General features: G+C 69.6%; 31 protein-coding genes. 8 read left to right on the top strand and 23 right to left on the bottom strand.

The window, feature by feature from the left end:
• The first annotated feature begins 63 nt into the window (after positions 1-63).
• From F8566_RS25720 to F8566_RS25710, 3 genes are all read left to right on the top strand, one after another.
• Positions 64-696 (top strand): aggregation-promoting factor C-terminal-like domain-containing protein, encoded by a 633-nt coding sequence (locus tag F8566_RS25720; RefSeq protein WP_225993517.1) that lies wholly within the window; start codon positions 64-66, stop codon positions 694-696.
• A gap of 101 nt (positions 697-797) precedes the next feature.
• Positions 798-1427 (top strand): TetR/AcrR family transcriptional regulator, encoded by a 630-nt coding sequence (locus F8566_RS25715; protein ID WP_151564254.1) that lies wholly within the window; start codon positions 798-800, stop codon positions 1425-1427.
• 111 nt (positions 1428-1538) lie between these two features.
• Positions 1539-2186: a TetR/AcrR family transcriptional regulator gene (locus tag F8566_RS25710; protein ID WP_151564252.1), complete on the top strand. Its 648-nt coding sequence runs from the start codon at positions 1539-1541 to the stop codon at positions 2184-2186.
• Here the strand turns inward: F8566_RS25710 and F8566_RS25705 are convergent.
• Entirely contained in the window at positions 2179-2565 is a 387-nt protein-coding gene (locus F8566_RS25705; RefSeq protein WP_151564250.1) for a nitroreductase family deazaflavin-dependent oxidoreductase, read from the bottom strand. The two genes, F8566_RS25710 and F8566_RS25705, sit on opposite strands and share 8 nt — an antisense overlap.
• 25 nt (positions 2566-2590) lie before the next feature.
• On the opposite strand from F8566_RS25705, the gene F8566_RS25700 reads away from it, so the two are divergent.
• On the top strand, positions 2591-3229 hold the full coding sequence (locus F8566_RS25700; protein WP_151564247.1) for a maleylpyruvate isomerase N-terminal domain-containing protein: 639 nt from the start codon (positions 2591-2593) through the stop codon (positions 3227-3229).
• Between the two features lie 7 nt (positions 3230-3236).
• On the opposite strand, the gene F8566_RS25695 is transcribed toward F8566_RS25700, so the two are convergent.
• A complete protein-coding gene (locus tag F8566_RS25695; protein ID WP_151564245.1) occupies positions 3237-4397 on the bottom strand; it encodes an RNA polymerase sigma factor in 1161 nt (386 codons plus the stop codon).
• 108 nt (positions 4398-4505) lie between these two features.
• Positions 4506-5438, bottom strand: a complete 933-nt coding sequence (locus F8566_RS25690) for an NADP-dependent oxidoreductase (protein ID WP_151564243.1) — start codon at positions 5436-5438, stop codon at positions 4506-4508.
• A gap of 102 nt (positions 5439-5540) precedes the next feature.
• On the opposite strand from F8566_RS25690, the gene F8566_RS25685 reads away from it, so the two are divergent.
• Complete coding sequence (locus F8566_RS25685) at positions 5541-6008, top strand: MarR family winged helix-turn-helix transcriptional regulator (protein WP_151564241.1); 468 nt, start codon at positions 5541-5543, stop codon at positions 6006-6008.
• Positions 6009-6015: 7 nt separating this feature from the next.
• Here F8566_RS25685 and F8566_RS25680 read toward each other — a convergent pair whose 3' ends face one another.
• From F8566_RS25680 to F8566_RS25645, 8 genes are all read right to left on the bottom strand, one after another.
• The gene (locus F8566_RS25680) at positions 6016-6510 is read right to left on the bottom strand and encodes a VOC family protein (protein WP_151564239.1); all 495 of its coding nucleotides are present in this window, start codon (positions 6508-6510) and stop codon (positions 6016-6018) included.
• A gap of 77 nt (positions 6511-6587) precedes the next feature.
• Positions 6588-7004: a nucleoside deaminase gene (locus tag F8566_RS25675; RefSeq protein ID WP_225993516.1), complete on the bottom strand. Its 417-nt coding sequence runs from the start codon at positions 7002-7004 to the stop codon at positions 6588-6590.
• Positions 7001-7849, bottom strand: coding sequence for an LLM class flavin-dependent oxidoreductase (locus F8566_RS25670; RefSeq protein ID WP_151564237.1), 849 nt, complete (start codon positions 7847-7849; stop codon positions 7001-7003). Before F8566_RS25670 ends, F8566_RS25675 begins: the two co-directional genes overlap by 4 nt.
• 72 nt (positions 7850-7921) lie before the next feature.
• Entirely contained in the window at positions 7922-8905 is a 984-nt protein-coding gene (locus tag F8566_RS25665) for a sigma-70 family RNA polymerase sigma factor (RefSeq protein WP_151564234.1), read from the bottom strand.
• A 40-nt stretch (positions 8906-8945) separates the two neighbouring features.
• The gene (locus F8566_RS25660) at positions 8946-10310 is read right to left on the bottom strand and encodes a hypothetical protein (protein ID WP_151564232.1); all 1365 of its coding nucleotides are present in this window, start codon (positions 10308-10310) and stop codon (positions 8946-8948) included.
• Between the two features lie 176 nt (positions 10311-10486).
• Positions 10487-11500: a CU044_5270 family protein gene (locus F8566_RS25655; RefSeq protein ID WP_151564230.1), complete on the bottom strand. Its 1014-nt coding sequence runs from the start codon at positions 11498-11500 to the stop codon at positions 10487-10489.
• On the bottom strand, positions 11497-12111 hold the full coding sequence (locus F8566_RS25650; RefSeq protein WP_151564227.1) for an RNA polymerase sigma factor: 615 nt from the start codon (positions 12109-12111) through the stop codon (positions 11497-11499). Before F8566_RS25650 ends, F8566_RS25655 begins: the two co-directional genes overlap by 4 nt.
• 50 nt (positions 12112-12161) lie before the next feature.
• Positions 12162-13184 (bottom strand): helix-turn-helix transcriptional regulator, encoded by a 1023-nt coding sequence (locus tag F8566_RS25645; protein WP_151564225.1) that lies wholly within the window; start codon positions 13182-13184, stop codon positions 12162-12164.
• A gap of 61 nt (positions 13185-13245) precedes the next feature.
• Between F8566_RS25645 and F8566_RS25640 the strand changes: the two genes are divergently transcribed.
• The gene (locus F8566_RS25640) at positions 13246-14391 is read left to right on the top strand and encodes an epoxide hydrolase family protein (protein ID WP_151564223.1); all 1146 of its coding nucleotides are present in this window, start codon (positions 13246-13248) and stop codon (positions 14389-14391) included.
• 47 nt (positions 14392-14438) lie between these two features.
• Positions 14439-14894 carry an SRPBCC family protein gene (locus F8566_RS25635; protein WP_151564221.1) on the top strand — a complete coding sequence of 152 codons (456 nt, stop codon included), beginning with the start codon at positions 14439-14441 and terminating at the stop codon, positions 14892-14894.
• Here F8566_RS25635 and F8566_RS25630 read toward each other — a convergent pair.
• From F8566_RS25630 to F8566_RS25620, 3 genes are read right to left on the bottom strand one after another with little or no spacing between them, the layout of a single operon-like run.
• On the bottom strand, positions 14891-15355 hold the full coding sequence (locus F8566_RS25630) for a phosphatase domain-containing protein (protein WP_151564219.1): 465 nt from the start codon (positions 15353-15355) through the stop codon (positions 14891-14893). The two genes, F8566_RS25635 and F8566_RS25630, sit on opposite strands and share 4 nt — an antisense overlap.
• Positions 15352-16032, bottom strand: coding sequence for a Clp protease N-terminal domain-containing protein (locus tag F8566_RS25625; RefSeq protein WP_151564217.1), 681 nt, complete (start codon positions 16030-16032; stop codon positions 15352-15354). The genes F8566_RS25630 and F8566_RS25625 overlap by 4 nt, the downstream gene beginning before the upstream one ends.
• A 9-nt stretch (positions 16033-16041) precedes the next feature.
• Positions 16042-16527 (bottom strand): MarR family winged helix-turn-helix transcriptional regulator, encoded by a 486-nt coding sequence (locus tag F8566_RS25620; RefSeq protein ID WP_151564215.1) that lies wholly within the window; start codon positions 16525-16527, stop codon positions 16042-16044.
• An 89-nt stretch (positions 16528-16616) separates the two neighbouring features.
• Here F8566_RS25620 and F8566_RS25615 point away from each other — a divergent pair, with 89 nt between their 5' ends.
• Positions 16617-17066, top strand: coding sequence for a nuclear transport factor 2 family protein (locus F8566_RS25615; RefSeq protein WP_151564212.1), 450 nt, complete (start codon positions 16617-16619; stop codon positions 17064-17066).
• Positions 17067-17162: 96 nt separating this feature from the next.
• Here F8566_RS25615 and F8566_RS25610 read toward each other — a convergent pair whose 3' ends face one another.
• From F8566_RS25610 to F8566_RS25570, 9 genes are all read right to left on the bottom strand, one after another.
• The gene (locus tag F8566_RS25610) at positions 17163-17555 is read right to left on the bottom strand and encodes an SSI family serine proteinase inhibitor (protein WP_192809859.1); all 393 of its coding nucleotides are present in this window, start codon (positions 17553-17555) and stop codon (positions 17163-17165) included.
• A 380-nt stretch (positions 17556-17935) separates the two neighbouring features.
• Entirely contained in the window at positions 17936-18736 is an 801-nt protein-coding gene (locus tag F8566_RS25605; RefSeq protein ID WP_151564208.1) for a hypothetical protein, read from the bottom strand.
• A gap of 172 nt (positions 18737-18908) precedes the next feature.
• Positions 18909-19442 (bottom strand): hypothetical protein, encoded by a 534-nt coding sequence (locus F8566_RS25600; protein WP_151564206.1) that lies wholly within the window; start codon positions 19440-19442, stop codon positions 18909-18911.
• A gap of 128 nt (positions 19443-19570) precedes the next feature.
• Positions 19571-20410 (bottom strand): hypothetical protein, encoded by an 840-nt coding sequence (locus F8566_RS51510; protein ID WP_225993515.1) that lies wholly within the window; start codon positions 20408-20410, stop codon positions 19571-19573.
• Positions 20411-20445: 35 nt separating this feature from the next.
• Positions 20446-21462 (bottom strand): hypothetical protein, encoded by a 1017-nt coding sequence (locus F8566_RS25590; protein ID WP_151564204.1) that lies wholly within the window; start codon positions 21460-21462, stop codon positions 20446-20448.
• On the bottom strand, positions 21459-22742 hold the full coding sequence (locus F8566_RS25585) for an MCE family protein (protein WP_151564202.1): 1284 nt from the start codon (positions 22740-22742) through the stop codon (positions 21459-21461). Before F8566_RS25585 ends, F8566_RS25590 begins: the two co-directional genes overlap by 4 nt.
• Before the next feature lie 3 nt (positions 22743-22745).
• On the bottom strand, positions 22746-23969 hold the full coding sequence (locus F8566_RS25580; RefSeq protein WP_192809858.1) for an MCE family protein: 1224 nt from the start codon (positions 23967-23969) through the stop codon (positions 22746-22748).
• Between the two features lie 41 nt (positions 23970-24010).
• Positions 24011-25228 (bottom strand): MCE family protein, encoded by a 1218-nt coding sequence (locus tag F8566_RS25575; RefSeq protein WP_151564199.1) that lies wholly within the window; start codon positions 25226-25228, stop codon positions 24011-24013.
• Positions 25228-26331: an MCE family protein gene (locus F8566_RS25570; RefSeq protein ID WP_151564197.1), complete on the bottom strand. Its 1104-nt coding sequence runs from the start codon at positions 26329-26331 to the stop codon at positions 25228-25230. The genes F8566_RS25575 and F8566_RS25570 overlap by 1 nt, the downstream gene beginning before the upstream one ends.
• Positions 26332-26334: the final 3 nt, after the last annotated feature.

Genomic DNA, 26334 nt, shown 5'->3' with positions numbered 1-26334 from the left:
TCCCGGCGGCGGCGCTCCCAGCCGAAGCCCTCGGAGCCCCGGGGTCCGGGCATGCTCCGCCGCATGCTCACCAGCAACATCACGATCACCGTGGTGGCCCTCGGCGTCATCTTCGCGGCGGTGCTGCTGGTCGACCTCGAAGAGCTGAGCGGCCGCAAGAGCACCCCGAAAGGGGCAGCCGACGGCCTGACCGCCAACGACATGCTCGCCAAGCTGAGCTCTTCCGACATGGACCCGATCGCCGCCGACGCGATCGCCATGGCCAAGAAGCGCGCGTACGAACAGCAGCAGAAGGAGCTCAAGGAACTGAAGGAGAAGGCCAAACGCGACGCCGCCGCCCGCAAGAAGCTGGAGGCGCAGCGGGAGCGCGAACGGCTCGCCAAGGCCAACCCCAGCGCCGCCCAGAACCGCGCCTACGGCAAGAAGATGAACGCGCTCAAGGGCTGGGATCGTTGCTGGCCCTCGCTCAAGACGCTCTGGGAGCACGAGAGCAACTGGAACGAGCGCGCCGTGAACCCGTCCAGCGGCGCGTGGGGCATCCCCCAGGCCCTCCCCGGAGACAAGATGGCCAGCGCGGGTCCCGACTGGCGCACCAGTTCCCCCACCCAGATCGCCTGGGGCCTGGGGTACATCAAGGCCCGCTACAAGGACCCGTGCGGTGCCTGGGCCTTCTGGCAGTCGCACAACTGGTACTGACGCGCTCGTACTGACGCGCTCGTACTGACAGGGCCACTCGTACTGACAGGGCCACGCCGGATGTGGCGCTGATTTCGCCGTTCATGCGAGACGATGGAGAGATGCGGACCAGCAAGACGGGCCAGCCGAACGGGCCGGCTGAGGCGTCCGGCGGGCGGCAGTGGGCACGGGCGGACGCGACCCGGCAGGCGCTGCTGGCCGCGGCGCAGGAGGTCTTCGCCGACCGTGGCTACGCCGACGCCGGGATAGCCGAGATCGTCGAACGTTCGGGGATCAGCGTCGGCAGCCTCTACCACCACTACGGCGGCAAGGCCGGGCTCTACCTCGCGCTGTGGGAAGAGCTCACCCGCGAGCAGGAGAGCCGCGCCGCGAGCGCGGTGGCCGCCGCCCGCAAGGAGGGCGAGAGCGACCCGATCACGCTGTTCATCGCCGGGGCACGCGCGTACCTGGAGGTCTGCTGGGAGCAGCGGGAGGCGGCCCGGCTCTTCCACGGCGGTGAGGGGCCGTCCGGGTTTTCGCTGATGCGCCGCGGCCGCGCGCGCCAGTGGATCGGGCAGAACACCAAACTCCTGCGGGGCCATGACGGTGACCGTGCCACGCAGGTGCTGAGCCAGGTGCTCACGACGGTCATCGGCGAGGCCGGACGCGAGATCGCGCTGGCGGACGACGAGGGGGAGGCGACGGAAATCATTGACGAGGTCTGCCGTATCTTGATCCGTCTCGCGCGCTAGGCTCGTACTCTCGTACTGACAGCTCCCCTGACACGGTACGGCTCAGCACTCTCACAGCAACGCTCTCACAGGAACGCAACGCCCTCACACCAACGGAGAACCCCCGCTCCCATGCCGACGTCCACCTGGTTCCGTCTCAACGTCGCCAAACGGGAACGCGTGCTCGAAGTCGCGATGCGCGAGTTCGGGGACCACGGCTACTCGACCGGAAGCCTCAACACGATCGCCCGTGAGGCCGGCATCGCCAAGGGCTCGTTGTTCCAGTACTTCTCCGACAAGCTGGAGTTCTTCGCGTTCGTCTGCGACGAGACCTCCCGGCGGATCCGGGAGGAGATGGAACGGCGGATCGCCGACCTGGACTTCGACCAGTCCTTCGAGGAGTGGCTGTTCGACGTGCTGTGCGAGTGGACCGAGTACATGGCCGACCATCCGCTCGAACGGGCCGTCACCGCCGCCACCAACTTCGAGCTGGACAACGCGGTGCGGTCGGTCGTGCGCGACACGGCCAACCAGCACTACCTCCAGGTCCTGCACCCGACGTTCGAGCTCTGGCAGGAACGCGGCGACATCCGCGCGGACGCCGACCTGGACGTGATGGCGACGTTGATGCTGATGGCACTGCCCTTCCTGGCGCTGGCGCCCTACTACGACGGGCTCGACCCGATCATGGACCTGCGCGGCCGTACGCCCGCCGAGCAGCGTCCGGTGATACGCCAGCTCATCGCCGGTCTCCGGCCGCTCTACGCGCCGATCAAATAGCCCGGTCGATGTCGGCGACGAGTACGTCCATGTAGCGGACGGCGCACCGGGCAGGTCCCGGAAGCTCGTCGGCGCCGGACTCGCCGAGCACCCGCGGGTTGCTGATGCGGCTGACGCGCCCCATGCGTTCGACCCCGCCGTGCCCTTCCGCGATCAGGTTGCGCACCCAGTCGCTGTCGGCGCCGTACGGCAGGCCGACCACGAGCCGGTCGCCGCTGCGGAACGCGTTGACCGGTGTCCGGTACTCGCGCCCGGACCGGCGGCCCCGGTGCACGATGACCGCCCATGGCGGCAGGTAGGGCGCCCAGATCCCCTGGACGCGGTTGGTGACGACCTTGTTGAACCGGGCCACCGATCTTGGCAGCAGTACTCTGCTCATACCCCCTCCCTAACACTTCTGGACGATGATGACGATCAGAGAGAGCTATCTCGGGGCCGCGGAGAGCGCCGTCGGCCTGCTGGCCGACCCGGCGGTCGCCGCGGCGTGGAAAGAGCCGAGCGCGCTGGCGGACTTCACGGTGGGCGGCCTCGCCGCGCACCTGGCGTTCCAGATCTTCTGCGTGCCGTCCGTCCTGGCAGAGGCGTCCTCCGGCGAGGAGCCGATCGGGCTGCTGGACCACTACGCCCGTGCGGCCTGGGTGGACGCCGGTCTGGATGACGAGCCGAACGTGGCGCTCCGCAGGAGAGGCGAGGAACTCGCCGCCGAGGGCGCGGAGCGGACGACCGCACACGCCCGGGACACGGTGGCGGAGCTCCGGACCGTCCTGGCGGACGAGCCCGCCGACCGCGCGGTGCACCTACCGTGGACCGGCTGGTCGTTGCTCCTCGACGACTTCCTCGTCACCCGGACCATGGAGCTCACCGTCCACTCCGACGACCTCGCGGTCAGCATCGGCGTGCCGACACCACCCGCGTCCCCCGAGGCCGCCGACGCGGTGGCGGTGCTCCTGACCCGGCTGGCGGTGCGCAGGCACGGCCTCACCCCCGTGCTGCGCGCGCTCAGCCGGGCCGAACGAGCACCCGAGACGATCGCCGCGTTCTAGAACGCGCCTAGCGAAGCCCGGCGGGATCCGCGTCGGCGAGCTTGGCGGCCCTGGTGTCGAGGTAGCGCTTCTCCGGGACGCTCGTCGCGTAGCGGGATGCGGTGCGGTAGCTGGTGAGAGCGTCCTGGCGGCGGTCGGCCATCTCCAGCAGATGCGCCCGTACGGCGTCGAGCCGGTGATGGCGGGCCATGCGGTCGTCGGCCTCCAGCTCGGCGACGATCGCGAGCCCGGCGCCGGGGCCGCTGACCATGGCGTCGGCGACGGCCTTGCTGAGCGTCACCATGGGGTTGGGCGCGATCCGTTCGAGCAGCCCGTACAGCGCCAGGACCTGAGGCCAGTCGGTGTCCTCGACCCGGGCGGCCTCGTCGTGCACGGCGGCGATCGCGGCCTGGATCTGGTACGGCCCCAGCTCGCGGGTGCGGGCCCGCGCCTCGGTGAGCAGCATGAGCGCCAGCAGGCCCGCCACCTCACCGTCCTCCGGGAGCAACCGGTGGACGAGCCTGGTCAGCCGCAGGGCGTCGGCGGTCAGATCGTCGCGCTGCAGGTCGGGACCGGCGGTCACGGTATAACCCTCGTTGAACATCAGGTAGAGCACGTGCAGGACGGCCTTCAGCCGCTCGGCGCGTTCACCGGCGGGCGGGAGGTCGAACGTCGCGCCGGCCTTGCGGATGCTCTGCTTGGCGCGGCTGATCCGCTGCGCCATGGTCGACTCGGGCACGAAGAACGCGTGCGCGATCTCGGCCGTGGTCAGCCCGCCGACCGCGCGCGACGTCAGCGCGATCTGCGAGGGCGTCGACAGCGAGGGATGGCAGCACAGGAACAGGAGCTTGAGGCTGTCGTCCTGGTCGCCGGCCGGTGCCTCGTCGGCGCCGGGCACGACGAACTCCGACGGCGGGACTGCCGCCACGTCGGCGTCCTCGCGCCGCCGCCGCGCGGCGTCACTGCGCACCCAGTCGATGAACCGCCGGGTCGCGGCGGTGACCAGCCAGCCGTACGGATTGTCCGGGACGCCCTCCGCCGGCCATTGGGTGGCGGCTGCGAGCAGGGCCTCCTGGACGGCGTCCTCAGCGGTGTCGAACCGCCCGTACCGCCGCATCAGCGCGCCGAGGACCTGGGGCGCGAGGCGCCGCAGCAGATCCTCCAGGGACTCGGCGGGTTTCTCGTTCATGCTCGTTCTCCCTGCTCACAGCCGTCCCAGACTAGTGCGGCGAGATTCTTTCGCGAGAGGCCGATGCCGGGCCGCCCTCAGGGCGACCCGGCATCCGCGCTCGTTCGTTCAGGGAATCAGAACGGTCTTGCCCTTGGCGCTCTCGGTCTCGGCGAGCGTGTGGGCCTTGGCGGCCTCGGCCAGCGGGAGCTCCCGTTCGACGTGCACGCGCAGGCTGCCCGCCTCCGCCAGCACGCCGAGGCTGACCATGTCGGCGCCGGAGGCCTTGACGGACACGGTCTCGAAGCGCATTCCGTGGCGCTCCGCCTCATCCGCCGTCAGGCCCGGATTGTGGCCGATGGCAGTGACGAGAAGGCCGCCGGGACGGAGCACGCGCAACGAGCGCGGCGCGTACTCGCCGCCGACCAGATCGAAGACCACGTCCACCGGGCCGGCCGTGGCGGCGAAGTCGGCCACCGTGTAGTCGATCAGCTCGTCGGCGCCGAGGTCCTTCAGGAACGGGTGATTGGCTTCGCGCGCGGTGGCGATGACGTGGGCGCCGCGCACCTTGGCGATCTGCACGGCCAGGTGACCGACCCCGCCGGCGGCGGCGTGGATCAGGACCCGCTGCCCAGGCTGGACTCCCGCGATGTCCACCAGGGACTGCCAGGCGGTGAGCCCTGCCAGCGGCAGGCCCCCGGCCTCGGCCATCGACAGTGCCTGCGGCTTGGGCGCGAGGTCCCCGGCCGGCGCCGTCATGTACTCCGCGTACGCACCTGCCTCCGCGGGGAAGCTCGCGAGGCCGAAGACCTCATCGCCCACCGCGAACCGGCTGACGCCCTCCCCGATCTCCTCGACCGTTCCGGCCACATCCCAGCCGAGCACGGACGGCGGCTCGGGGAAGGGCGGGAAGTACCCGGCGCGGACGGCCAGGTCGACCGGGTTGACCCCGGCCGCGCGCACCCGGATCAGCACCTCCCCTCGTCCGGGCCGCGGGCGTTCGAGCTCGGTACCGACGAGCACCTCCGGGCCGCCGAACGAGCGCTGCGTGATGGCGAACATCCCAACCTCCAGTTAGTTGACGCGAGGAATATCGGCTGAACAGATGAAACCTCAGAGGTATTCCTCGTGTCAACTATCCGCGCATCAAGTAGGCTTCCTGCCGTGACCGAGGACCTCTTCGACGATCCGCGCCTGACCACGATGGGCCTGCTGTTCGAGGCACATGAGGGGCTGGTGGCCAAGTTGGAGCCCGTCTGGCAGAAGTACGGGCTGTCGGGACTGGACCTGAACGCGATGATGCGGCTCAGCCGCTCACCCGGGCAGCGGTTGCGCATGAGCGACCTCGCCGCACAGACCGCGCTGTCGACCAGCGGCGTCACCCGCCTGGTCGACCGCCTCCAGCGCGCCGGGCTGGTACGCCGCGAGTCGTTCCCCGGTGACCGGCGCGCCACCTACGCCGTCCTCACGCCCGACGGCGCCGAACGGCTGGAGCAGATCCTCCCCGACTACCTGGCCACGATCGAGCGGTGGTTCACCGGTCTGCTGACCCCCGAGCAGCTCGACGGCCTGCTCACCGGCCTGCGGGTCATCCGCGACGCCGTCCATCCGGACGCCACCGCCCACGACTGACGGCCGCCTACGACTGACGGTCGGCGAAGAAGGCCGTCTCGGGCCGCTGCACGTACTCCATCGCCTTGACGAACTCCGGGTCGGTCCAGCGCCGCGCCAGCTCCTCCTCCGTCACGTCCTCGATGCGCGTCTGGATCCACCAGACGTTCCCGAACGGATCGCGCACCCGCCCGACCAGGTCGCCGAAGGCCAGATGCGTCACCTCCGTGATCGAGGTGCCGCCCGCCTCGACCGCCCGCCGGTGCGTCGCGTGCGCGTCCGGCACGTACAGCCGGAGGAACGCGGGGGTCGGCGGCCAGCTCGGGTCGCTGTCGAACAGCATCACGATCGCGTCGCCGATCCGGACCTCCGCGTGCCCGATGACCCCGCGCGCATCCACGACGCGGCCCAGTTCCTCCCCGCCGAACGCCCGCTCCAGGTAGTCGATGACCCCTGCGGAGTCGCGGGAGATGATCCACGGCGTCACGGTGGTGTAGCCCTCGGGAATCGCCTTGACCGACATGTCCATGCCTCCTGCGTCGTGAACGTGTCTCCACGCTATGACGCCTATAGGCCGATTCCTGGCCTAGATGAGGCCGGTCAGTAGTAACCCTCGACGGGCACCCGGGCCTCGTCGAGCAGGGCCGGGCCCTCCTGGGGTACGGGCGGGAAGCCGCCGCCGGGCTTGAGGGTCGCGAGCTGCTCGTTGGACAGGGCGAAGACGACCCGGCCGAGGCCGGAACGTTCGATGGCGCCGGTGCACATGTTGCACGGCTGGCAGCTGGTGTACATCGTGGTGGCCGCGGCGGTCTCCGCGTCGAGCTCGCGGGCCGCCCACTTGGCCAGCTTCAGCTCGGGATGCAGGCTGATGTCGGCGTCGGTGATGGTCGAGTTGCGTTCTTCCTTGATGATCGTGCCGTCCACCGCCGCGAGGAGCGAGCCGAACGGGGGGTTGCCGGACGCGCGGGCCTCGGCGGCGAGCGCGATGGCCCTCCGGAGCAGCTTCTCGTCGATCACTTGGTGTCCGTTCGTACGTTGGCGGCCACGGTCGCGAGGGCCTGCCAGGCGTGTTCGGGGTGGAGGGTCTCGTCCGGGTCGCCGTTGAACGGGTCGAGCAGGACGGTCCGGGCGCCGAGGCGGCGCAGGTGCTCCAGGTCGTCCATGACCTGGTCGATCGTGCCCTCACCGGCCTTCCGGTCGGCGCCGGTGACCGGCGTGCCGGTGAGCCGCAGGCAGATGCGGGGCGCCAGCGGCGGGACGGGCTTTCCCTCCTCGCCCGCGATGGCCTCCAGCCGCTCCAGCGCCTCGTCCAGCCAGGGCAGGGTGAAGCGCAGCGGGTGCCAGGCGTCACCGAGCCGGACCGCGCGGCGCAGTGCCGCGTCGCTGTTGCCGCCGACCCAGATCGGAAGCGGCCCGCTGCGGTAGTCGTACTCGTCGTCCCAGGCCGCGCGCACGGCCTGGAGGTGCTCGTCGGTCAGCCGTCCACGCCGCTCGAACGGCACGCCGAGCGCCTCGAACTCCTGCCGGGCCCAGCCGACTCCCACGCCGAGGACCAGCCGGCCGCCGCTGAGCTGGTTGAGGTTGGCGGCCATGCGGGCGATGAGCAGCGGATGGCGGTACGGGACGATCAGCACGGTGGTGCCGAGCTGGACCCGCGAGGTGACGCCGGCCAGGTAGGAAAGGGTCGTGAAGGGCTCGTAGAAGGGCGCCGGATACTGCTCGGCCACGTCGGGCGTCACCGCGACGTGGTCGGAGACCATCAGCAGCCCGAAGCCCATACCCTCGATCGTCTGCGCCCAGCTGCGCAGCATGGCGGGGTCGGTACCGGGACCGAAGTTCGGAACGTTCACTCCAAGAAGCACTCGGTCAGGCTATCGACGTGATCCACACGGACTGAAGGGTTTCCACAGCCAGACGTTCCCCTACCGCGGCCCTCAGGAGCCGTGAGCGAAGCGGCCGACGACCGCGGGGTCGAGGAACGCGGTGATCTCGGTGATCAGGTTGTCCTCGTTCAGCGTGAACACGTTGAGAGCACCGAGATTGAAGCGGCCGTCCTTGTCACCCTGGTAGCAGAGCAGCGCGAGCTGACCGTTCGCCCGCGTGGGGACCATCCGCCAGGGCGTGGCGAACACACGTTCTCTGAGGAAGACGCCGATGTCGTCCCGGCCGTCGAACCACGCGGGCAGCGGCGGCATCGTGAACCTGGCGTCCCGCGCGAGCATGCCGAGGATCGTGTCCACGTCCGCGCGTTCCCACGCGGCCACCATGGCGCCGACGAACTCGCGTTCGGCCTCTTCGCCGAGAGCGCGCAGCGTCGCCTGCTGGCTCCGGGCAGGCACCCGTTCGTCAACGGTCTTGCGGGCCCGCTGCAGCGCGCTGTTGACCGAGGCGACGCTCGTGTCGAGGGACTCGGCGACCTCGCCGGCGGAGAACACGAGCACCTCGCGCAGGATGAGCACGGCGCGCTGGTTGGCGGGCAGGTGCTGGAGCGCGGCGACGAACGCGAGCTCCACGCTCTCCCGCAGCTCGTATCGCGTCTCTGAGGAGAGTTCGTCGTTGGGATAGGCCTCCACCCACACCGGACCTGTGACGGGCTCGCCGAGGTCGCCGTCAGGCGGGATGGCAGGGCCGTAGTCGGCGGAGAGGATGCGCCGGGGCCGCTTGTCCTGGAACCGCAGGCAGGCGTTCGTGGTGATCCGGTAGAGCCACGTGCGCAACGAGCTGCGCCCCTCGAACGTCGCCAGCCCTCGCCACGCCCCGAGCAACGCCTCCTGGAGGGCGTCCTCCGCGTCCTGGACCGAGCCGAGCATCCGGTAGCAGTGCGCGTGGAGCTCGGACCGGTAGGGCGCCACGAGCCGGCCGAACGCCTCCTCATCGCCACGGCGTCCCGCTTCGAGCAGCTCCGTCTCATCCCCCATGACCGCAGCCTAGAGCCGTCCTGCCGGACGCGCCGCCGGATCAGGCCGGGACGGAAGTCGGGCGAGCCCGGGCCCTGGTCTCCAGAAATGCCAGCACGGCCATCGAGGCTGCGGCGAGCAGGAGCAGGGCGACATAGACCCAGAGGTTTTCGAGCGGCTCGGTGACCCGATCGCGGGTGCCGGTGTCGCCCTTGGCGGTCAGCAGGCCGTGCCCGCCGAGGACCGCGGGCACGACCAGCGCGCCGAGGACGGCCGGTGAGGACGGGTCCGCCCACACGTCGATCGAGGCGATCAGCGCGGTGACTCCGGCGACGAGGAGGCCGAGGAGCAGCGCGTTCCCCGGGGTCGAACGCTCGGACATCAGCGGCAGGAGCACCGCCGCGGTCCCGCACCCGATGGCCGCCGAGTGGTTGCGCCGTGAGAAGTAGGCGGCGACCCCGCCGGTCACCACGCCGAGCGCGACCCAGAACCACAGCCGGACAGGGTGGAGACTCTCGACGTTGATGAGTTTCGCTGCCGGGCTCGACATGCCGACGAGCGCCGCCGTGGCCACGGCGGTGCCGATGGTGGCGCGCACGCCTGCGGCAGCCGCGCAGACGATGGCCGTCACGAGCAACACCAGCGAGCCGGTGATGGTGTAGGTGCGGTAATCGGCCAGCAGGGCGGCCGGTATCAGGGACACCATGGCCACCGATCCGGCGAGCGTCACGCGAAGGCCAGGATCCCTGTCGGGGCCGGCCAGTTCGGGCCGGTCGCCATAGTTGCGGTGCAGCATCGCCAGAAGGAACGCCCCGCCGATCGCCGCGAGGATCATCCCGTCGTGCACGAGCTGTTTGAGGGCCTCCCCCGCACTCGGAAAATTGCCACCAGGCCCGAGTATCAAAATGCGCGCGAACCACACGTCCGTGCTCGCACCGAATATCTGCGCGCCGAATCCAGCGCCGATCAGAGCCGCTCCGACGCCGCGTTCGCCGATATGGCAGAGGCGTATGCCCGCGCCCAGCGTGCCGATGAGCACCAGCTGTGCGGCACCGGTCGTCAGCGCCGAGACGGTCCGGTAGAGGGCGCCGCCGGGCGGCAGGTCGTACGGCGCGATCAGATGGGCGTACTCATTCGGCAGCGTCAGGGCGACTCCGGCGAGCAGCAGCCACGGCCAGCTCCGCCGCACCGACCAGCGCAGGGCGAGGAGGCCGAGGACCGCCGCCAGCGCCATCGCGACCGCGGCCGCCACGGAGATCCGCCCCGCGTTGATCCGGAAGAGGTCGGCGATGCCCGGTGCGCGGCCGCCCTTGTCCAGGGGAGCGGAGGCGTTCGACACCACGCCGAGCGTGCCGATCGAGCAGAGCAGCACGGCGCCGATCATCACCAAGCGCCCCACGTCCGGTGCCGGCACGTCCTGTGTCATGCGACCACCTCGGCTCAACCGATGACGATGAAGTTCGCCATCCGCGCCCTTGAATACTCACTTCAAGGGAAATGGAGCAGCCACCCGAATCGAGTCGGCTGCTCCATTCTCATGAATGACAATCTATGGCCGCCTGCCATTCGGGGCGAGGAGCGGGACGTGGCCGGAAGCGGCGATCAGAGGCGCTGACCGGGCTTGTCGACGAAGCCCACCTTGACCGGACCGCCCCAGCCGAGGATGTCTCCCTTCTTGCGGAAGGTGTTCCTGTCGTCCGCCTTACTGAGATGGTTGCGGATGGCGATGGCGCGAAAGCACAGGAACTGGTGGGTGGCCGGGTCGACCATGATCTCCATCCGCAGGTAGCCCTCCTCGATGCGGTAGAAGGTCACACCGGAACGACCCGCGATGTCCGCGGCCCTCCCCTCGTACTTGACGCCGGGGATCTGCCCGAGCGCGCGGTACATCGCGGACCGCAGCTTGGCCGGCAGCGCCACGTCCCGCATCCAGATCTCCATGATCTGGAACGTCCGGGACGCCCGTTGCTCGGCGGTCGCCTTGTGCGGACCGTTCTCCTTGTCGATGGTCCGGCCGATCTCGGCGAGCAGCGCGGCGGGTTCGGTCGGCAGAGACAGCAGGTACGGGTAGTCCGTACGCGGCGACGTCTCCGACATCGCCATCTGCTTGCTCCCGCTCCGCCTCTGCACCCCCGCCCCTGCTGCAGGGTCGGTCCGCAGCTTGCCCTTGTCCATGAACGCCGTCTGCTTGCCGTCGACGCTGCGCCACTCCTCTCTGGTGACGCGAAGGTCGGGCGGGCCGAGGAGCGATCCGCCGTCGCCCTTGGAGGACGAGGCGCTCAGGATCTTGATGTACGACCACTGGCCGGGGCGGGGGCGGTCGTCCGGGGCGGCGGCGCCGGGCCCCAGGGCGTTCGACTTGCCGGTGGCGCCTGGCCCGCCGTCCCGGTCGAAGTTCTTGACGAGCAGGGTCGGCCCGGCGATCAGAACGGCCGTGGCGGCGCCCGCGGCGAGCAGGCCCTGGGCGGAGGTCAATCGCGGAAGGCGGATCGAGCGGCCGGATCGGCTCGTCCGGGCATCCAGCAGCCGGGCACGGGCGCGGGCTTTGGCAGCGTCGTCATAGGGCGGCACATCGGGACGTGCCTTCCGGAAGACAGTGATCTCGTCGTCATTCATGCCAGGGACTCCTCGTTCGTCGCCATCGGGTTGCCGCCGCCCAGCGCGCGGCGCAGCTTCTTGCGGACGCGGTGCAGCCGCGAACGGACGGTGCCCATCGGCACCCCGAGCGCCTGCGCCGCCTCCTCGTAGGTCAGGTCCGCCCAGGCGATGAGCAGCAGCAGGTCGCGGTCGGCCGCCGACAACTGGGCGAGCACGGCGGCGAGCCGGGGCTGGAGCTGCTCGGCCGTGACCCGCGCGGCGCTGCGCTCGTCGAACGACTCGGCCGCTTCCCGTTCCGTGCTGCGGGCCAGCGCACGGTTGCGGCGCACCTCAGTGCGGCGATGCGCGCGGACGAGGTTGGTCGCGATCCCGTACAGCCAGGGGCGGGAGTCCGGCCGGGCCAGGTCGTAGCGGCCGCGCTTGCGGAACGCCGTCAGGAACGTCTCGGCGACGACGTCCTCGGCCGTCTCCGGTCCGAGCCGCCGGGCGACGTACCGGTAGATCTCATCGCTGTGGCGGTCGAACAGCGCCGCGAACCTCTCCGGTTGCGACAACGACTGCCGCAGCAGCGCGGCGTCACTCGCGTCCTCCGGAGAGGCGGCGGGGGTATCGAGAGGCGCGGTCAACATGAACCACGTCCAGTCATAAGGGGTCCTCTCCGTGTGGGTTCACCCCGTTCTCAGCCGGACGCGGCGTCGCGGTTCCCACTTTCGCGGTTCCTGCTTTCGCGATTCCTGCTTTCGCGGATCTCCATATCGTCCGCCGCCGCGGCGAAGCGGGTGGAGAGCTTGCGGAGGTGGGCCTTCAGTCCGGGTGGCGACTCCACCTCGAAGCCGACGTCGAGCATGCCGATGACGAAGACGACGAGGTCGAACGAGTCGGTGGCCATCTCCACGCGGCACCGGTGCTCGTCGATCGGGGTCACGGTGCCCTCGATCTGACCGGCGAACCGTTCGGCGGGTGCGTGCAGGATGACGCGGCAGTGGTAAGGCCACATGTCGCGGCCCATCGTCCGCTGCATGTAGGCGGTGACGTCACCGTCGGGCGGCTCGCGGTGGGTGAAACGCGGGCCGTTGGGCGTACGGAGGGCCATGCGGTCAGCCCGGAACGTGCGCCAGCCGGCTCGTTCGGTGTCCCAGCCGACCAGATACCAGCGGCGGCCCCAGTTGACGAGGCGGTGGGGCTCGACGTCCCGGCGGGTCTCGGCGCCGTCGTGGCGGACATAGTCGAAGCGGAGCGTCTCGGCCGCGCGGATCGCGGCCGAGATCGCGGTGAGCACGGCGGCGTCGACCGTGGGCGCGTTGCGGGGCGGGATCGCCACCATCGTCTTCTCCAGCGCGGAGAGCCGGTGGCGCAGGCGGGTGGGAAGGACCTGCTCGACCTTGTTGAGGGCGCGGAGTGAGGGCTCCTCGATGCCGGAGACGCCTCCCGACGCGCCGGTCCGCAGGCCGACCGCGACCGCCACGGCCTCGTCGTCGTCCAGGAGCAGCGGCGGCAGCGCGGCCCCGGCACCGAGCCGGTAGCCGCCCAGCGACCCCATCGCGGCGTGCACCGGGTAACCCAGTTCGCGAAGCCGGTCGACGTCCCGCCGCACGGTACGGGTCGTGACTCCAAGGCGTTCCGCGAGTTCTGTGCCGGACCAGTCGCGGTGCATCTGGAGCAGGGACAGCAGCCGCAGGAGACGAGCCGAGGTTTCCAACATCTCTCAAGATTCCCATCAATGTAGGAACGCGCCTGTCCTAGCACCGCCGGAGAGTGGGTGCATGGACAAACCACAGCCCTTCCGAATCGACATCGCTCAGGCCGACCTCGATGAGCTGGACGAACGGCTGGCGCGTACGCGATGGCCCGACCAGCTGCCCGGTGTCGGCTGGTCGTACGGCGTCGAACGCGGCTATCTCACCGAACTCGTCGACCATTGGCGCACCGGCTACGACTGGCGCGGGCACGAGGCGCGGCTCAACGAGGTGCCGCAGTTCACCACGACGATCGACGGGCAGCGGATCCACTTCCTGCACGTGCGGTCGCCGGAGCCCGGCGCGATCCCGCTGCTCATCACGCACGGGTGGCCGAGCACGGTGTACGAGTTCCTGGATGTCATCGGGCCGCTGGCCGACCCGCGAGCGCACGGCGGGGACCCCGCCGACGCGTTCCATGTCGTCGTGCCCTCCCTGCCAGGCTTCGCGTTCTCCGGGCCGACACGCGAGACGGGCTGGGGCTCCCGCCGGATCGGCCGCGCCCTCGACGAGCTCATGCAAGGGCTCGGGTACGAGCGGTACGGCACGCAGGGCGGCGACTTCGGCAGCATCATCTCCCCCGAGATCGGCCGCCTCGCCCCGGAACGCGTCATCGGCGTGCATGTGAACGCGCTGGCCAACGCCTCGGTGCCGACCGTGCCGGGCGATCTGGATCGGCTCTCCGAGGCCGAACGCAAGCTCGCGCAGGAGGCCGCGGCGGAGTGGCAGGGCTTCTCGGGCTACGCCACGCAGATGGCCACCCGGCCGCAGACGCTGGCGTACGCGCTCAACGACTCCCCTGCCGGGCAGCTCGCCTGGAACATCGAATGGTACGTCGCCCACGATCCGGGCAAGACCGACCAGACCCCGATCGACCGCGACGTCATCCTGACCGACGTCACCATCCTCTGGCTCACCGGTACCGCCGGCTCGGCCGCGCGCCTCTACCTGGAGGCGGGCGAGGAGGGCTGGGGTGAACGGCCCGCGCCCTCGCCCGTCCCGACCGGCATCGCCAGCTTCAAGGGCGACCTTGCGATCCGCGGGCTCGCCGAGATCTCCAACACGATCACGCACTGGTCGGAGTACGACACCGGCGGGCACTTCGCCTCGCTGCAGGCGCCGGACCTGCTCGTCTCCGACATCCGCACGTTCTTCCGCAGCCTGCGGTCCTGACCCGGGGGCCCAAACCGTGGGCTTTGAGGCCTTCCTAGGCTGAAGACATGCTCACGGTGACGGTCACTGAGACGATCTCGTGCACGCCCGACGAGCTCCTGGAGTTCGTGATGGACGTCGAGAGATACGCCCAGATCGACAAGAAGATCAGACCGATCCGGTGCGTGCGCCGCGACGGCGACCTCACCGAGTTCGGCTTCCGGCCGAGCGTCGCGGGGCTCCCGGGGCCGCCCACGGTCTCGCAGATGCGGCGGACGCCCGGGGAGCGCATCGACATCCGGCTCGCGCCGCCGCCGGCCAACCGGCTGTCCCGGTTGACGACGGACTTCGACGCCAGTTTCGTCTGCACCCCCGTCGAGGGCGGGACCAGGCTGATCCGGACGCTGAACTACCGCTTCAAACCCTGGCTGGGCTGGTTGGCCGAGCCGCTCCTCCGCCACCGCCTGAACGCGGACGTACAGGAGGAGGTGCGGCTCGCCAAGCAGCATCTGGAATCGTCCTAGGCGCCTTCGCGCGTGCCCTGGGACGACGGGAAGCGGGCCACCCATCTGCGTTGCCACGGGGTCTCGACGGCCCGGTGGTTGTAGGTGGCACGGGTCCAGGCGACGGCCTCCGCCGGGTCCGTTCCGGCGAGGACGGCCAGGCAGGCGATGACGGTGCCGGTCCGGCCGACCCCGCCGCCGCACGCGACCTCGGCCGCCGCGCCCGCCCGTGCCCGCTCGTACAGCGCCCGGATGTCCTTGATCGCCTGCTCGCGGTCGCGCGGCAGGAGGAAGTCGGGCCAGTCGATCCACGTGTGAGACCAGGACAGTGCCGCCTCGTGGCGGCGGCGAAGGCGGTCCGACCCCAGGTAGAGGCCGAGGTCGGGCGCCGGGCCGTCGGGGCGCGGGTTTCGCAGCCCCCGGCCGCGTATCCAGGTGCCGTCGGGCAACTGGATCGCACCGGGGAGCGGTGCCCCGCTCACAGGTTCGCGAGAGCGGCGGCGACGAAGGATTCGGCGGCCGCCTTGTCGATGCCGAGGCCGGAGAGCGGACCTGTGCCGTCCTCCAGTTCGAGAAGCGCGAGCAGCATGTGCTCGGTCCCTATGTAGTTGTGGCCGAGGCGGAGCGCCTCGCGCAGCGTCAACTCCAGCGCCTTGGTCGCCTGCGGGCTGTAGGGGATGGGCTCGGGCGCCTCGTCGCCCGGATCGGGGAGCACCGCGGCCTCCCGTACGGCATCAAGCGACACTCCCTGCGCGACGATCGCCTTGGCCGCGAGCGCCTCCGGCTGGCTCAGCAGGCCGAGGAGGAGGTGCTCCGGCAGCACTTCGGCGTTCCGCGCTTCGGCGGCCTCCCGGTGCGCGGCCTTCACGCAGCTCTTGGCGCGGAGGGTGAAGCGGTTGAGACCTTGTTCGACATCGGTGGTCTTGGCCACGAACCGTTTCTGTGCGGCCTGCTTGGTGACGCCCATGCTCTTGCCGATGTCGGTCCAGGAGGCGCCGGAACGGCGCGCCTGGTCCACGAAGTGGCCGATGAGATGGTCGGCGACCTCGCCGAGGTGCTCTGCGAGGAGCACCGCGTCGGACAGCTGTTCCAGGGCGTCCCGAGAACGCCCGCTCTTGATCGCCTCGATCAGCTCGTCGAGACGTACCTGATTCGCCATGCGTCAACCTTAGGTTGACGCCCTCAGATCGTCAACCTGTGGTTGACGCTCCCTGGCGTGGTGGTCGTTGAGGCGCTCCAAAAGCTGGATCAGCTGCTCGCGCTCCGCCTCACTGAACGGCGCGAGCAACTCGTCCTGGAGGGACGCGATCAGCACGTCGAGCTTGCGGAGGTGCGCGCGCCCCTCGCCGGTCATCGTGATGACGTTGCGGCGACGATCCTCTGGGTCCGGAGCGCGTTCGACCAGGCCACGCTCGGCAAGCTCGTTGATGACAGCCACCAGGTCGCTCCGGTAGATGCCGGTGCGGCGACTCAGGCTCGCCTGGCTCGCCGGCCCGAACTCCTGGAGCGAGGCGAGCACGGCGTAGTGCCATTTGTGCGCGCCCTGGCGGGAGAGCCCCTCTGCCGTCAGCCGATCGGCGTGCATCGCCGCCTGCGTCAGGAGCCTGCTCGGCAGGCCGCGCAACCGCGCGGGCACCTCATGTGCGGCACTCATGGCGACGATCCTACCCCTTGCGTTAGTCAGACTAACGATTTACGTTAGTGGCACGAACGTTTAGGCGACTAACGACTAGCGAGGTGGCCATGACCACGAACGTGCAGGACCTCACCGACCGCGCCGAGCTCACCGACCTGCTCACCCGGCAGGGCCTGTGGCTGGACGAGCAGCGCTTCGACGACGCCGACACGATCTTCACCCCGGACGCGACGGTCGAGACGCAGAGCGGGCGGTCACAGGGACTCCAGGCGCTCGCCGCCCGGGCACGCCGTGTCCACAGCCAGTTCGAGCGGACGCAGCATGTGATCTCCAACGTCCTCATCGACCTGGACGGCGATGAGGCCTCGGTGCGCGCGAACCTGGTCGCCACCTTCGTCCGCGACGCCACCTCCCCCGAGCCGGACCTGGCCGTGGGCGAGCGCTACCGCTTCGGCGCGGTCCGCACACCGGCCGGGTGGCGGTTCTCCAGCGTCACGGTGACACCCGTCTGGAGGACCGGCGAACCTCCCGTCGCCACACCGGACAGTGACGCCTAGAAACCGTGACGCCTGGAAAGCCGCTCTCCGGTTCGCGGCCCGAGTGCGGGCTCGGGCCGCCATGGTGCGATCAGAAATGCCGATCAGAAGTGGCGATCAGAAGTGGAAGACGTGCCCGCCGGTGGCCTGGTTGGCGTAGCAGTCGTTGGTGAAGGACTGGCTGTACGAGACCTGCCTGCCCTGCCAGGTACCGAAGGCCTTGGCGGTGACCCGGATCTCGACCGGCAAGCAGTGGCCCTTCGCCGGGGGGATCCGCTTGATGTCGCCGTTCGCCTTGATCAGGTCTGCGCAGGCGGCCGCGGCGTCGGGATGGGTACCACCCGTCGGCTCGCAGATGAGGGTCACGCTTCTGCCGGGGCCACCGGTCGATGACTCGGGCGTGATGCTGAGGGTCAACCGGCTCGCCAGCGCGGTGGACGCACTGGCCGGAGTGGCCAGGGCGACCGCGCCGACCACGGCGAGCGCCGCGACGGCTTTCACATGCCGCATTCCGTTCTCCTTACGTTGGGAATGACGATCCATCAGCATGTGAGTCAAACACCCGACAGGGCCGCTTCCCGGGCCTGTATCGGCCATGGCCTGAACCGGCGACCTGAACCGGCACAGCAAGGGCCGCGCCTTCGGGGTGGTCAGACGAAGGCGCGGCCCGTCCAGGGGTGCCCATGACCGAGAACACGGCATGACGGCATGACGGAGAACACGGCATGACGGAAGCCGGGCGGCGGAGGAGAGGATCGCGGATGAACGGACGGGGGCCCCGTCATCTGCCCTACTCCTCCGCCGCCCGGCCAGCCGGCCCTGGCAGGCACGGGGGTGTGCGTGCGCGCTGGTTCAGGGCCGGACCGGCCGCCATGCGGCCGGGGTCGGGATCAGCTGAGCTCGGCGTAGCTCCGCTGGCTCAGGTACTCGTTGAAGATCACGGTGTTCTTGCCGGGGACCGACGGGAGGCCGGCCTGGCTGTTGACCAGGCCGCTGACCAGGCGCAGCGGTGTGTCGAGCCAGCAGCCAGTGGCCCCGGGCACCTCGAACGAGTTGTCGACGTGGGTCAGGCTGGCCACATGCGGGTTGGTCGACAGGACCGTGTACCGCTTCCCGGTGATCGGCGTGTTCGGCGGCGGCGGGTTGGTCGTGCCGGTGATCAGCTTGAGCTTGATCGGGTTGGTGTTGCTGCCGATCGAGCATCCGCCGACGAGGAGGAACGGCCGGGTGAGGTTCATCTTGATGTCCATGGTGATGTTGAACCGCTGGACCGTGAACCCGCCGACGTACTCGGCCTTCCCCCAGACCTCGGTGAACGGGTCCTTGAAGATCCCGTCCTTCATCTTCGATTCCTTGGTCCGCATGGCGCCGAAGACCGTCTTGTAGGTGTTGTCGGCCATGACGACGCTCGAATAGGTGATCTTGATCGGCTCGGTGACGTCGTTGGCGATGTTGCCCGTGATGAGCTTCCCGCTGGTGACGACGACGTTGATGCAGTACGACGCCTCCTTCTTGGCGCCGTCAGGCAGCTTCGGGCAGTCCGAGAAGTCGAACGTCGGGATCGGGTCGTCGGCGGCCCGGACCGGGGCCGCGGGGGCCGCCGAGGCGGCGGGTGCCAGGCCGGCGGTCAAGGCGGCCGCGGCGCCGGCGGCGAACAGAACAGTGGCGGTTCTCTTCGTCCGGAGTTTCATGGGGGCGGTCCTCCGATTTTCTCGTGTTACCTGCGGGTATTTCATTGAAACCCGGCACAACAAATTGCCACAAGGCCCCCAATTAGGATTGCTGGCCGAAGGTGGACAGCAATTCCCTCGAAGTGACAAAGTGCGTGCGGGAACTTATCAAGACTGATTTGTCGACAGATTGTCAGGCGCCGAAAGTATCGATGCCGGTTATCTTCCACATTCCGTCGTCCCGGACGACCTCGACCGCGAACACGGCGGCCGAGGCAGCGGTCTTGCCACCCCCTTCGGTCTTGCTCTTGGCGTCCTTTTTCGCGGTGTCGCCGACGGTCGTGTTGCGCTGGTCCGCGAACACCAGCAGACGCCCCGAGTCCGCCCTGAGCGTGACGACGGCCGCATCGGTGACGGTGGTGGTCAGGACCTGCTTCATCTGCGGTGCCTGCTGGCGGACCCGGGCGAACATCTGGTTGTACTGCTGCACCGCCTTGCCCGTGAGGAGCTTCTGTGCCGCCCGTTCCGTCTTGGCGGTATCGGCGTAGCTGTACGAGAACACCGTCGACACCGCGCTGGCCACCTGGCCCTTCACATCACTGGTACGCGCGGTATCGGTCAACGCCAGGTTCTGCGACGCCGTCGTGGCGGACAGGTCGTTCTTCGCCTTCGCCGCCCATGCCGTCGTACCACCGCCGGCGATGACGAGAGCGGCCAGCACCATCACGCTGAAACTGAACCGTCCACGACCGGACGAGGTACGGACGGAATTCGACTCCGCATTCTTCTCGTCACCGCGCGTCGCCTTTTCGGAATTCTTCATGGCACACCCCTGCTCTATCGTCGTGACGCGTCTCAGCCGCCGCTGGGGGCCTGGCCGAGAGACGCCAGCTTCCAGCCCTCGGCGGTCCGGGTGAGCTGCCCGGTCTGCCGGCTGATCCTTGTGGTGGCCGCCCCGGTGGAAGGGGTGACGGTGACGCGGAGGGCCGCGATGATCGTGGCCTTTCCGGCGGCCGCGTCGAGCTCGGTGATGGCAGCTTCGAGGATCTTGGCCGAGGTGGCGGTCTTGTTCCTGGTGACATCGGCGATCAGGCCCTCGCGCCCCGCGGCGATCTGGTTGTAGAGCTCGCCCGTCGAGGAGTCCTGCCAGACCTTCAGATCGCGTTCGGCGGCGCGGTAGTCGAGGGTGTTGAGGTTCACCATCGCCTGGCGTCCCTGCGCGAGCGCCTGGTCGCGGGCCGCCGCCACGGCGCGGGCCGGGTCGTCCTTGGCCGCGTTCCAGTCGTACACGAACCAGCCCGCCGTCACGACCGCGACCAGCGCCAGCAGGGTCAGCGCCGCCTTCAGCGGATCCGTGATGACGATCACCGGAATCCGGATCCGCACGGCCCGTTCTTCCTGCGCCTCAGCCGGTGTCTTGGCCGACTCCTTGGCAGGCTTCCCTGCCGGCTTCTTGGCGGGCTTCTCTGCCGGCTCCTTGGTCGAAGCCTTGGCCGATTTCTTGGCCGGTGCCTTGGACGTCTTCTTGACCGGCGTCTCATCCGGCTCTTCGTCCGGCTTCTCGTCGTCCGGTTTCTCGGTCGCCTCGGGCTCCTCCGGCAGCTCGGGCTCCTCCGCCTGTCCGGTCGGCTCGTTCGGCTCCGCCGTCTCGCTGGACTGCTCCGGTGCGCCGGCCGCGAGCTTGATATCTGCCATCTGGGCTTCCTTGCTCGTCATCGGTGGAACGCGGGTCACGTCGAACGCAGGTCGCTGATGCGCCACCGCCCGTTCTCCACCCGGGCGGTGGCCTTCAACGCGGTCGCGGCGAACGACGGGCGGCCGCCCTGCCGCGTGGACGTCTGGTCGAGGAAGATCAGCACCGTGGCGGAGTTCCCAGAGCGTTCGATCACGCCGATCCGGAGGACCTTGCTCGTGACGGTGAGCCGCTGTTTGGGCGCCTGGTCGGCGACGATGCCGAACAGCTTCTGGTACTGCCCGGCGGCGGTTCCGACCAGCGCGTCACGTGCCGCCTGCTGGGTGGCAGCGGGGTTTTCGTACCGGTAGCTGAAGACCGCCTCGGCCGCTTTCGTCACGTCGGTCAGGATCGGCGCGTCCTCGGCCGCCGGTGCGGGCGGCGCCGGAGCACGTCCGGTCTGCTGGGCTCCGGTCGGCTTCTTCGCGGTGCTCGCCGGCACGGGCAGCAGGAAGAGCGAACTGGTCCGCCAGCCTTGCGGCGTTCTGGTCAGCCCGGCCTGATAACGGCGGCTCTGCTCGGTGCGCCAGTCCGCCGTGCCGACGAACTTGACGCGGACGGAGGCGATGACCGTGGCCGAGTCGCCGTTCAGCGCGGTCACGGCCAGCGAGCCGACCGTGCCGGTGGCGGCGGCGCTGATGGCGGCGAATCGTTTGCGATTGGCGGCCCGGTCTCGGGCGAGCTCCGCGCGCAAGGTGCCGGTCGAGGCCTGCTCCCACCAGCCGAGCCGTTCATCGACGCGGGCCGGATCCATCGAGCTCAGCGCGGCCAGCTGCCGGGTCGCAGCGGCGGCGACCTTCTCGCGTTCGGTCAGCGGCCGGAAACCTTCGTCGTCGCTCGGGACGAGCTGCCACCCTCCCCAGGCCGACGCGGCCGCGACGACGACCGCGGCCGCGACGACGAGCTTGCGTCGCTTCGGCCGCTTTCCGCCGCCACCCGATCCGGCGCTCTCCGTGGCGCTCCGGGCCTTCGCCCGCGCCACGGCCGCGTTCCGGACCTTGCTGTCGGCCGTCATTTCCGCAGTCCCAGCAGTCGTTCGAGGTCGCTGTACGCGGTGGCGCCCTGGCCGACGGTGCCCGTGGTCGACGGCCAGACACCGGGCAGGCCCACGGCCTCCAGGACATCGGCGGCGCCGCTGGCCACTCCGGGCTTGGCGGGCTCCGGAACGCCGCCGCGCGGAGCGTTGGCGGCGCCGCGCACGTTCACGCCGGTCGAGGGGCTGAGCGTGCATCGGGCTCCGGTGTTGAACGGCCGGCTGCCGCCCTGGACATCCTGGCCGTTCCGATAGAAGGTGCCGCCGTATCCCGAGACGCACGGCAGCGGGTTGAAGAAGGTGTTGATGAGGCCCATCTCCAGCGTTCCTCCGCGCACGATGGTGTTGCCCATCGCGGCTACGGCCGGCAGGTCGGAGAAGAACTGCCGCATTCCCGGGATGCGGGTGTCGGTGACCCGGGAGACCGTGAGCAGGTTCGCCAGCAGCCTTGGCAGCCCCGGGTCCAGGTCGCGCAGGAGGCCCGACAGTTCTGCGGAGAAGGGCGGGGCCGCCGCGATCAGGCGCCGGATGTCGGCGTCCGAGCCCTTGAGCGCCTCGGCGAACTTGCGGCCCTCCCGGGCGAACTCCCGCAGCGATGCGGCTTCCTGGTTCTGGGTGCGCAGGACGGCGTTCCCGTTCTCCAGGAACGTCACGGTGGTGTCGAGGTTCTCGTAGGAGGTGTTGATGAACTGGTCCGAGGCGTCCAGCAGCCTCTGCAGGTGCGGTCCCTGACCGGTGAACGCCTTGCCCAGCTCCTCCAGCGTGATCTGCAGCGAGTCGGTCGGGATGGACGCGTTGAAATCGTTGATCGCTTTGAGCGTCTCGCTGACCGGCGGCGGAGTGGTCGCCGCGGTGCGGGTGATCGTCGATCCCGCGCTCAGGTACGGGCCGCCGGCGGTGGCCGGCCGCAGGTCCACGTACTGCTCGCCCACGGCGGAACGGTTGGCGACGACGGCGTTCGTGTTGGCCGGGATCTTCGCGTCGGAGGTGATACGCAGGTCGGCGACGACCCGCGTGCCGTTCTGCCCGTCGCCGTCGGCCAGGTCGAGGGCGTCGACCCGCCCGACGGTGACGCCGCGATAGGACACCGCCGATCCCTTGAACAGTCCCCCGGTCTCGGGCAGCTGGAGCTTGACCGTGTAGTAGTCGCGCAGGCCGATGTGCCGTCCCAGGTCGGCATAGGTCATCCCGATGTACGAGACCGTGACGAACGAGATGATCACAAATGCGACGATCTTGATCCGGGTGAACGTGGTCAGCATCGTTCAGTTCCCCCCGTCGATGTCGGGGAGGACGCCGCCTCCGCCGGATCGGGCGTCGAGGCCCGGCGGAATGGTGACCGCCGGAAGCGGCAACGGCGGTGCCCCGGTCTGAGCCGAACCTGTCTGCCCACCGGAGCCCGCGGGCGGGCAGGCATCCACCGGACCCTGCGGGGCGGGGTCCTGCGCTTTCAGGCGAACGGTCGTCTCGGGCTTGACCGGTGCGTTGACGCAGTTGCTGCCGGGCTTGGCGACGACTGTGGCGTAGACGTTGAGGTAGTCGCCGCGTGCACCGGCCATCACCTGGTCGGTGAAGGGGAACGTCATCAGGACTTCCAGCGACTTCGGCAGATCGCGACCGGCATCGGCGAGCTTGCGCAGCGACGGTTCCAGTGCCCGCAGGCTGGCGGCGATGTCGTCGCGCGACGCGTTCGAGATCCGGGTGGCCACCTCGGAGAGCTCGTCGAGCTGTTCCAGCATCCGGACGAAGTCGGCGCGCTGCTCCTCCAGCACCTTCAGACCGGGGGCAAGGTCGGTCAGGATCGTGTCCACCTGCCCCTTCCGGGACGCGATCGTGGCCGAGAGCCGGTTCAGGGACTCCAGCGCGCGGACGATGTTCGTCCGGTTGCCGTCGAGGGAGGAGGTGAAGTCGTTGAGCCGCCGCAGCGCGTTCCTGACCTGCGTCTCCCGGCCGTTGAGGGCCGAGTTGAGCTCGCGGGTGATGGTGCGCAGCTGAGGGAGCCCGCCGCCGTTCAGCAACATCGACAGCGCGCCGAACACCTCCTCGGTCTCCGGGTCGCGGCCGGTGCGTTCGATCGGGATGCGCGAGCCGTTGGCCAGCGTCCCGCTGGGCGCACCTTGCGTCGCGGTCGGCGCGGCGAGCTGGATGTACTTCTCACCGAGGAGGCTCGACTGCTCGATGTTCGCCGTGGCGTTGGCGGGCAGCCGCACCTTCCCGTTCACCTTGACCGTCACCTCGGCGGTCCACTTGCCCTCGGGGAGCCGGATGTCGGTGACCCGGCCGACCGGGACGTCGTTGACCTTCACCGACGCCTGCGGCACGAGCGACAACACGTCGTTGAGCTCGATGGTGAGGGTGTACGGGTGCGAGCCGAGGTCGGCGCCACCCGGCAGCGGGACGTCCTGCACGGACAGCCCCTGCTGGCCGGAGCAACCGGCGGCCAGCACCGATCCGGCGATCAGCGCGGCGACGAGACGGTTGCGCCTCATCCCGTGACGCTTCGTCTCATGACGCCTCATCTCGAGACGCTTCATCGCGATCCTCCGCCCAGGCTGCTTGCGCCGGTGAAGACCGGTCCGGCCGCGGGGAACGGCAGCGGTGGGGAGTCGGCCGGCGGCCGCTCGGACGGGTTCAGGCCGCCGGGACCGGCCTCACACGCCTTCTTCAGTGCCTTCGAGCGCGGACCGGCCGTGCACACCGGGACGGACACTGCGGCCTGCCCCTTTCCGGCGCCCTTGCCGTACGCGGCGGTGATCTCCAGGAGGTTGCCGCGCGACATCATCGTCCGGCTGTTCGGGTCGTAGGAGTTGAGCGCGTTGCGCGCGGCCAGCGGCGCGACGTCGAACAGCTCGGCGAGCTCCTTGCGCCGGTCGACCAGGACCTTGGTGATGTCGGCCAGCTTGTCGACGTTGCCCTTGAGCCTCTTGCGGTACTTCTTGATGAAGTCCTTGAGCTTGATCAGCGCGAAGCCGAGATCGTTCAGTGCCCGCTGCAGGTTGCCCCGGTCGGCCGCGAGGAACGCCGAGACGTCGGCCAGCCGGCGCTGGAACTGCCTGACCTCGGTGTCGTTCTCGCGCAACATCCCGGTGAACTTGTTGAAGTTCGCCATGGTGCCGAAGAAGTCGTCGGCCGAGTGGTTGAGCGTCGCCGAGGCCTTGCCGAGGTCCTCGATCATCTGGTTGAGCTTGGTGCCGTTGCCCTTCAGGTTGGCGGCGTTGGCCTTGAGGAACTCCGACAACGCCCCGTTCTTGTTGACGCCCTGCGGGCCTAGGTCGGCGGAGAACTTGCGCAGCGCCCCGTACAGCTGGTCGAGCTCCATCGGCGTCGCGGTGCGGGCGACGGGGATCTGGCCGCCGGAGGCGAGCGTCGGCCCGCCGGTGTACGCCGGTGACAGCTGCACGTACCGGTCCGACACGAGGTTGGGCGCGATCACGACCGCCGTCACCTCGGCGGGGATCCGTGCGTCCTCGTCGGTGATCTCCATCTGCACGGTGACGCTCTGGCCGGCCGGCTTGATCGAGGTGATGGTGCCGATCTTCACGCCCAGCACCCGTACGTCGGAGCCGGGATAGATGCCCTGCGAGTTGGCGAAGTGCGCGGTGATCGTACGGCCACCGCCGTCCGGCATCGTCGCCAGGACGCCCGCCACGATCATCAGCGAGAGCCCGGCGGCGATGATCCAGCGCACCGTTCGCGGCTGCACCGTCCTGGGCTGCACCGTCCTGGGCGAGGGGGGTCCGGATGCCATCAGCGGCCTCCCTTGCGGGTGGGGGTGCACTTGTCGGGCGGCGTGTAGTTGGGCGGTTTGGGATCGCTCACGTACTCCTTGGGCACCGCGCCGCACAGGTAGCCGTCGACCCATCTGCCGTTGCCGGACGCGTTGGCGATCAGCCGGATGTAGGGACCGGCGAGAGAGAGCGCCTTGTCGAGGTTGCGCTGGTTGTTCTTGAGCACTTCGGTGACGGCGTCCAGCGAGTCGAGCACGGGACCGAACTGCCGGTCGTTGTCGTCGACCAGGCCTTCCAGCTCCCGCGACATGCGGATGATGCCGATCAGCAGTGAGCTGATCGCCTCACGGCGGCGCTGCAACTCGGCCAGGAGCAGGTTGCCGTCCTTGAGCAGCGCGCGGAACTGGTCATTCTGTGAGGCGATGGTGCCCGACAACCGCCGCGTGCCGTTCAGGAGTTCGGCGAGCTGCGCGTCCCGCTTGGAGATGGTCCGGGACAGCGCGGAGAGCCCATCGATCGCGGTCCGGAAGTGCTGCGGAGTGCCGGAGAACGCCTGCGAGACGACGGTGAGCGATTCGCCGACCTGCTGCGAGTCGATCTGCTCGATCGTGGCGCCGAGATCGTCGAACGCCTGCGTGACGTCGTACGGGGCGATGGTGCGATCGACGCCGATCGGCTCCCGGGGATTCTGCGCGCGGTAGCCGAGCGGGTCGAGGGCGAGGTACTTCGAGCCCAGCAACGTCTTGATCATGATGGTGGCGGTGGTCGCGTTGCCGATCCAGGCGTCCTTGACGCGGAACTCGACCTTCACCTTCGCCTCGCGCGGCGCAAGCTTCACCGAGGTGACCTTGCCGACCTTGACCCCGGCGACGCGTACCTCCTGGCCGGACTTCAGCCCGGCCGCCTCGGTGAAGTACGCGGTGTAGGCGGTACCGCCGCCGATCACCGGCAGGTCGTCGGCGCGGTACGCGGCGCCCAGCAGCAACGCGATCAGCAGCAGCCCGATGATCGCGACCCCGATCGGGTTGCGGTCCCGGGCCGGTTTGATGTGCGGCCACAGCCTCCGCTTCGCCGGCAGGAGCCGGGGCAGCTGGTCGGTGGCGTTGGGGTGGGGTTGGGTCATGGA

The sequence above is a fragment of the Actinomadura rudentiformis genome (genome assembly GCF_008923185.1).
In the GTDB taxonomy this organism is placed as follows: domain Bacteria; phylum Actinomycetota; class Actinomycetes; order Streptosporangiales; family Streptosporangiaceae; genus Spirillospora; species Spirillospora rudentiformis.
Note: the sequence above shows the minus strand (reverse complement) of the source record. Positions and strands in the feature narration are given on the sequence as shown.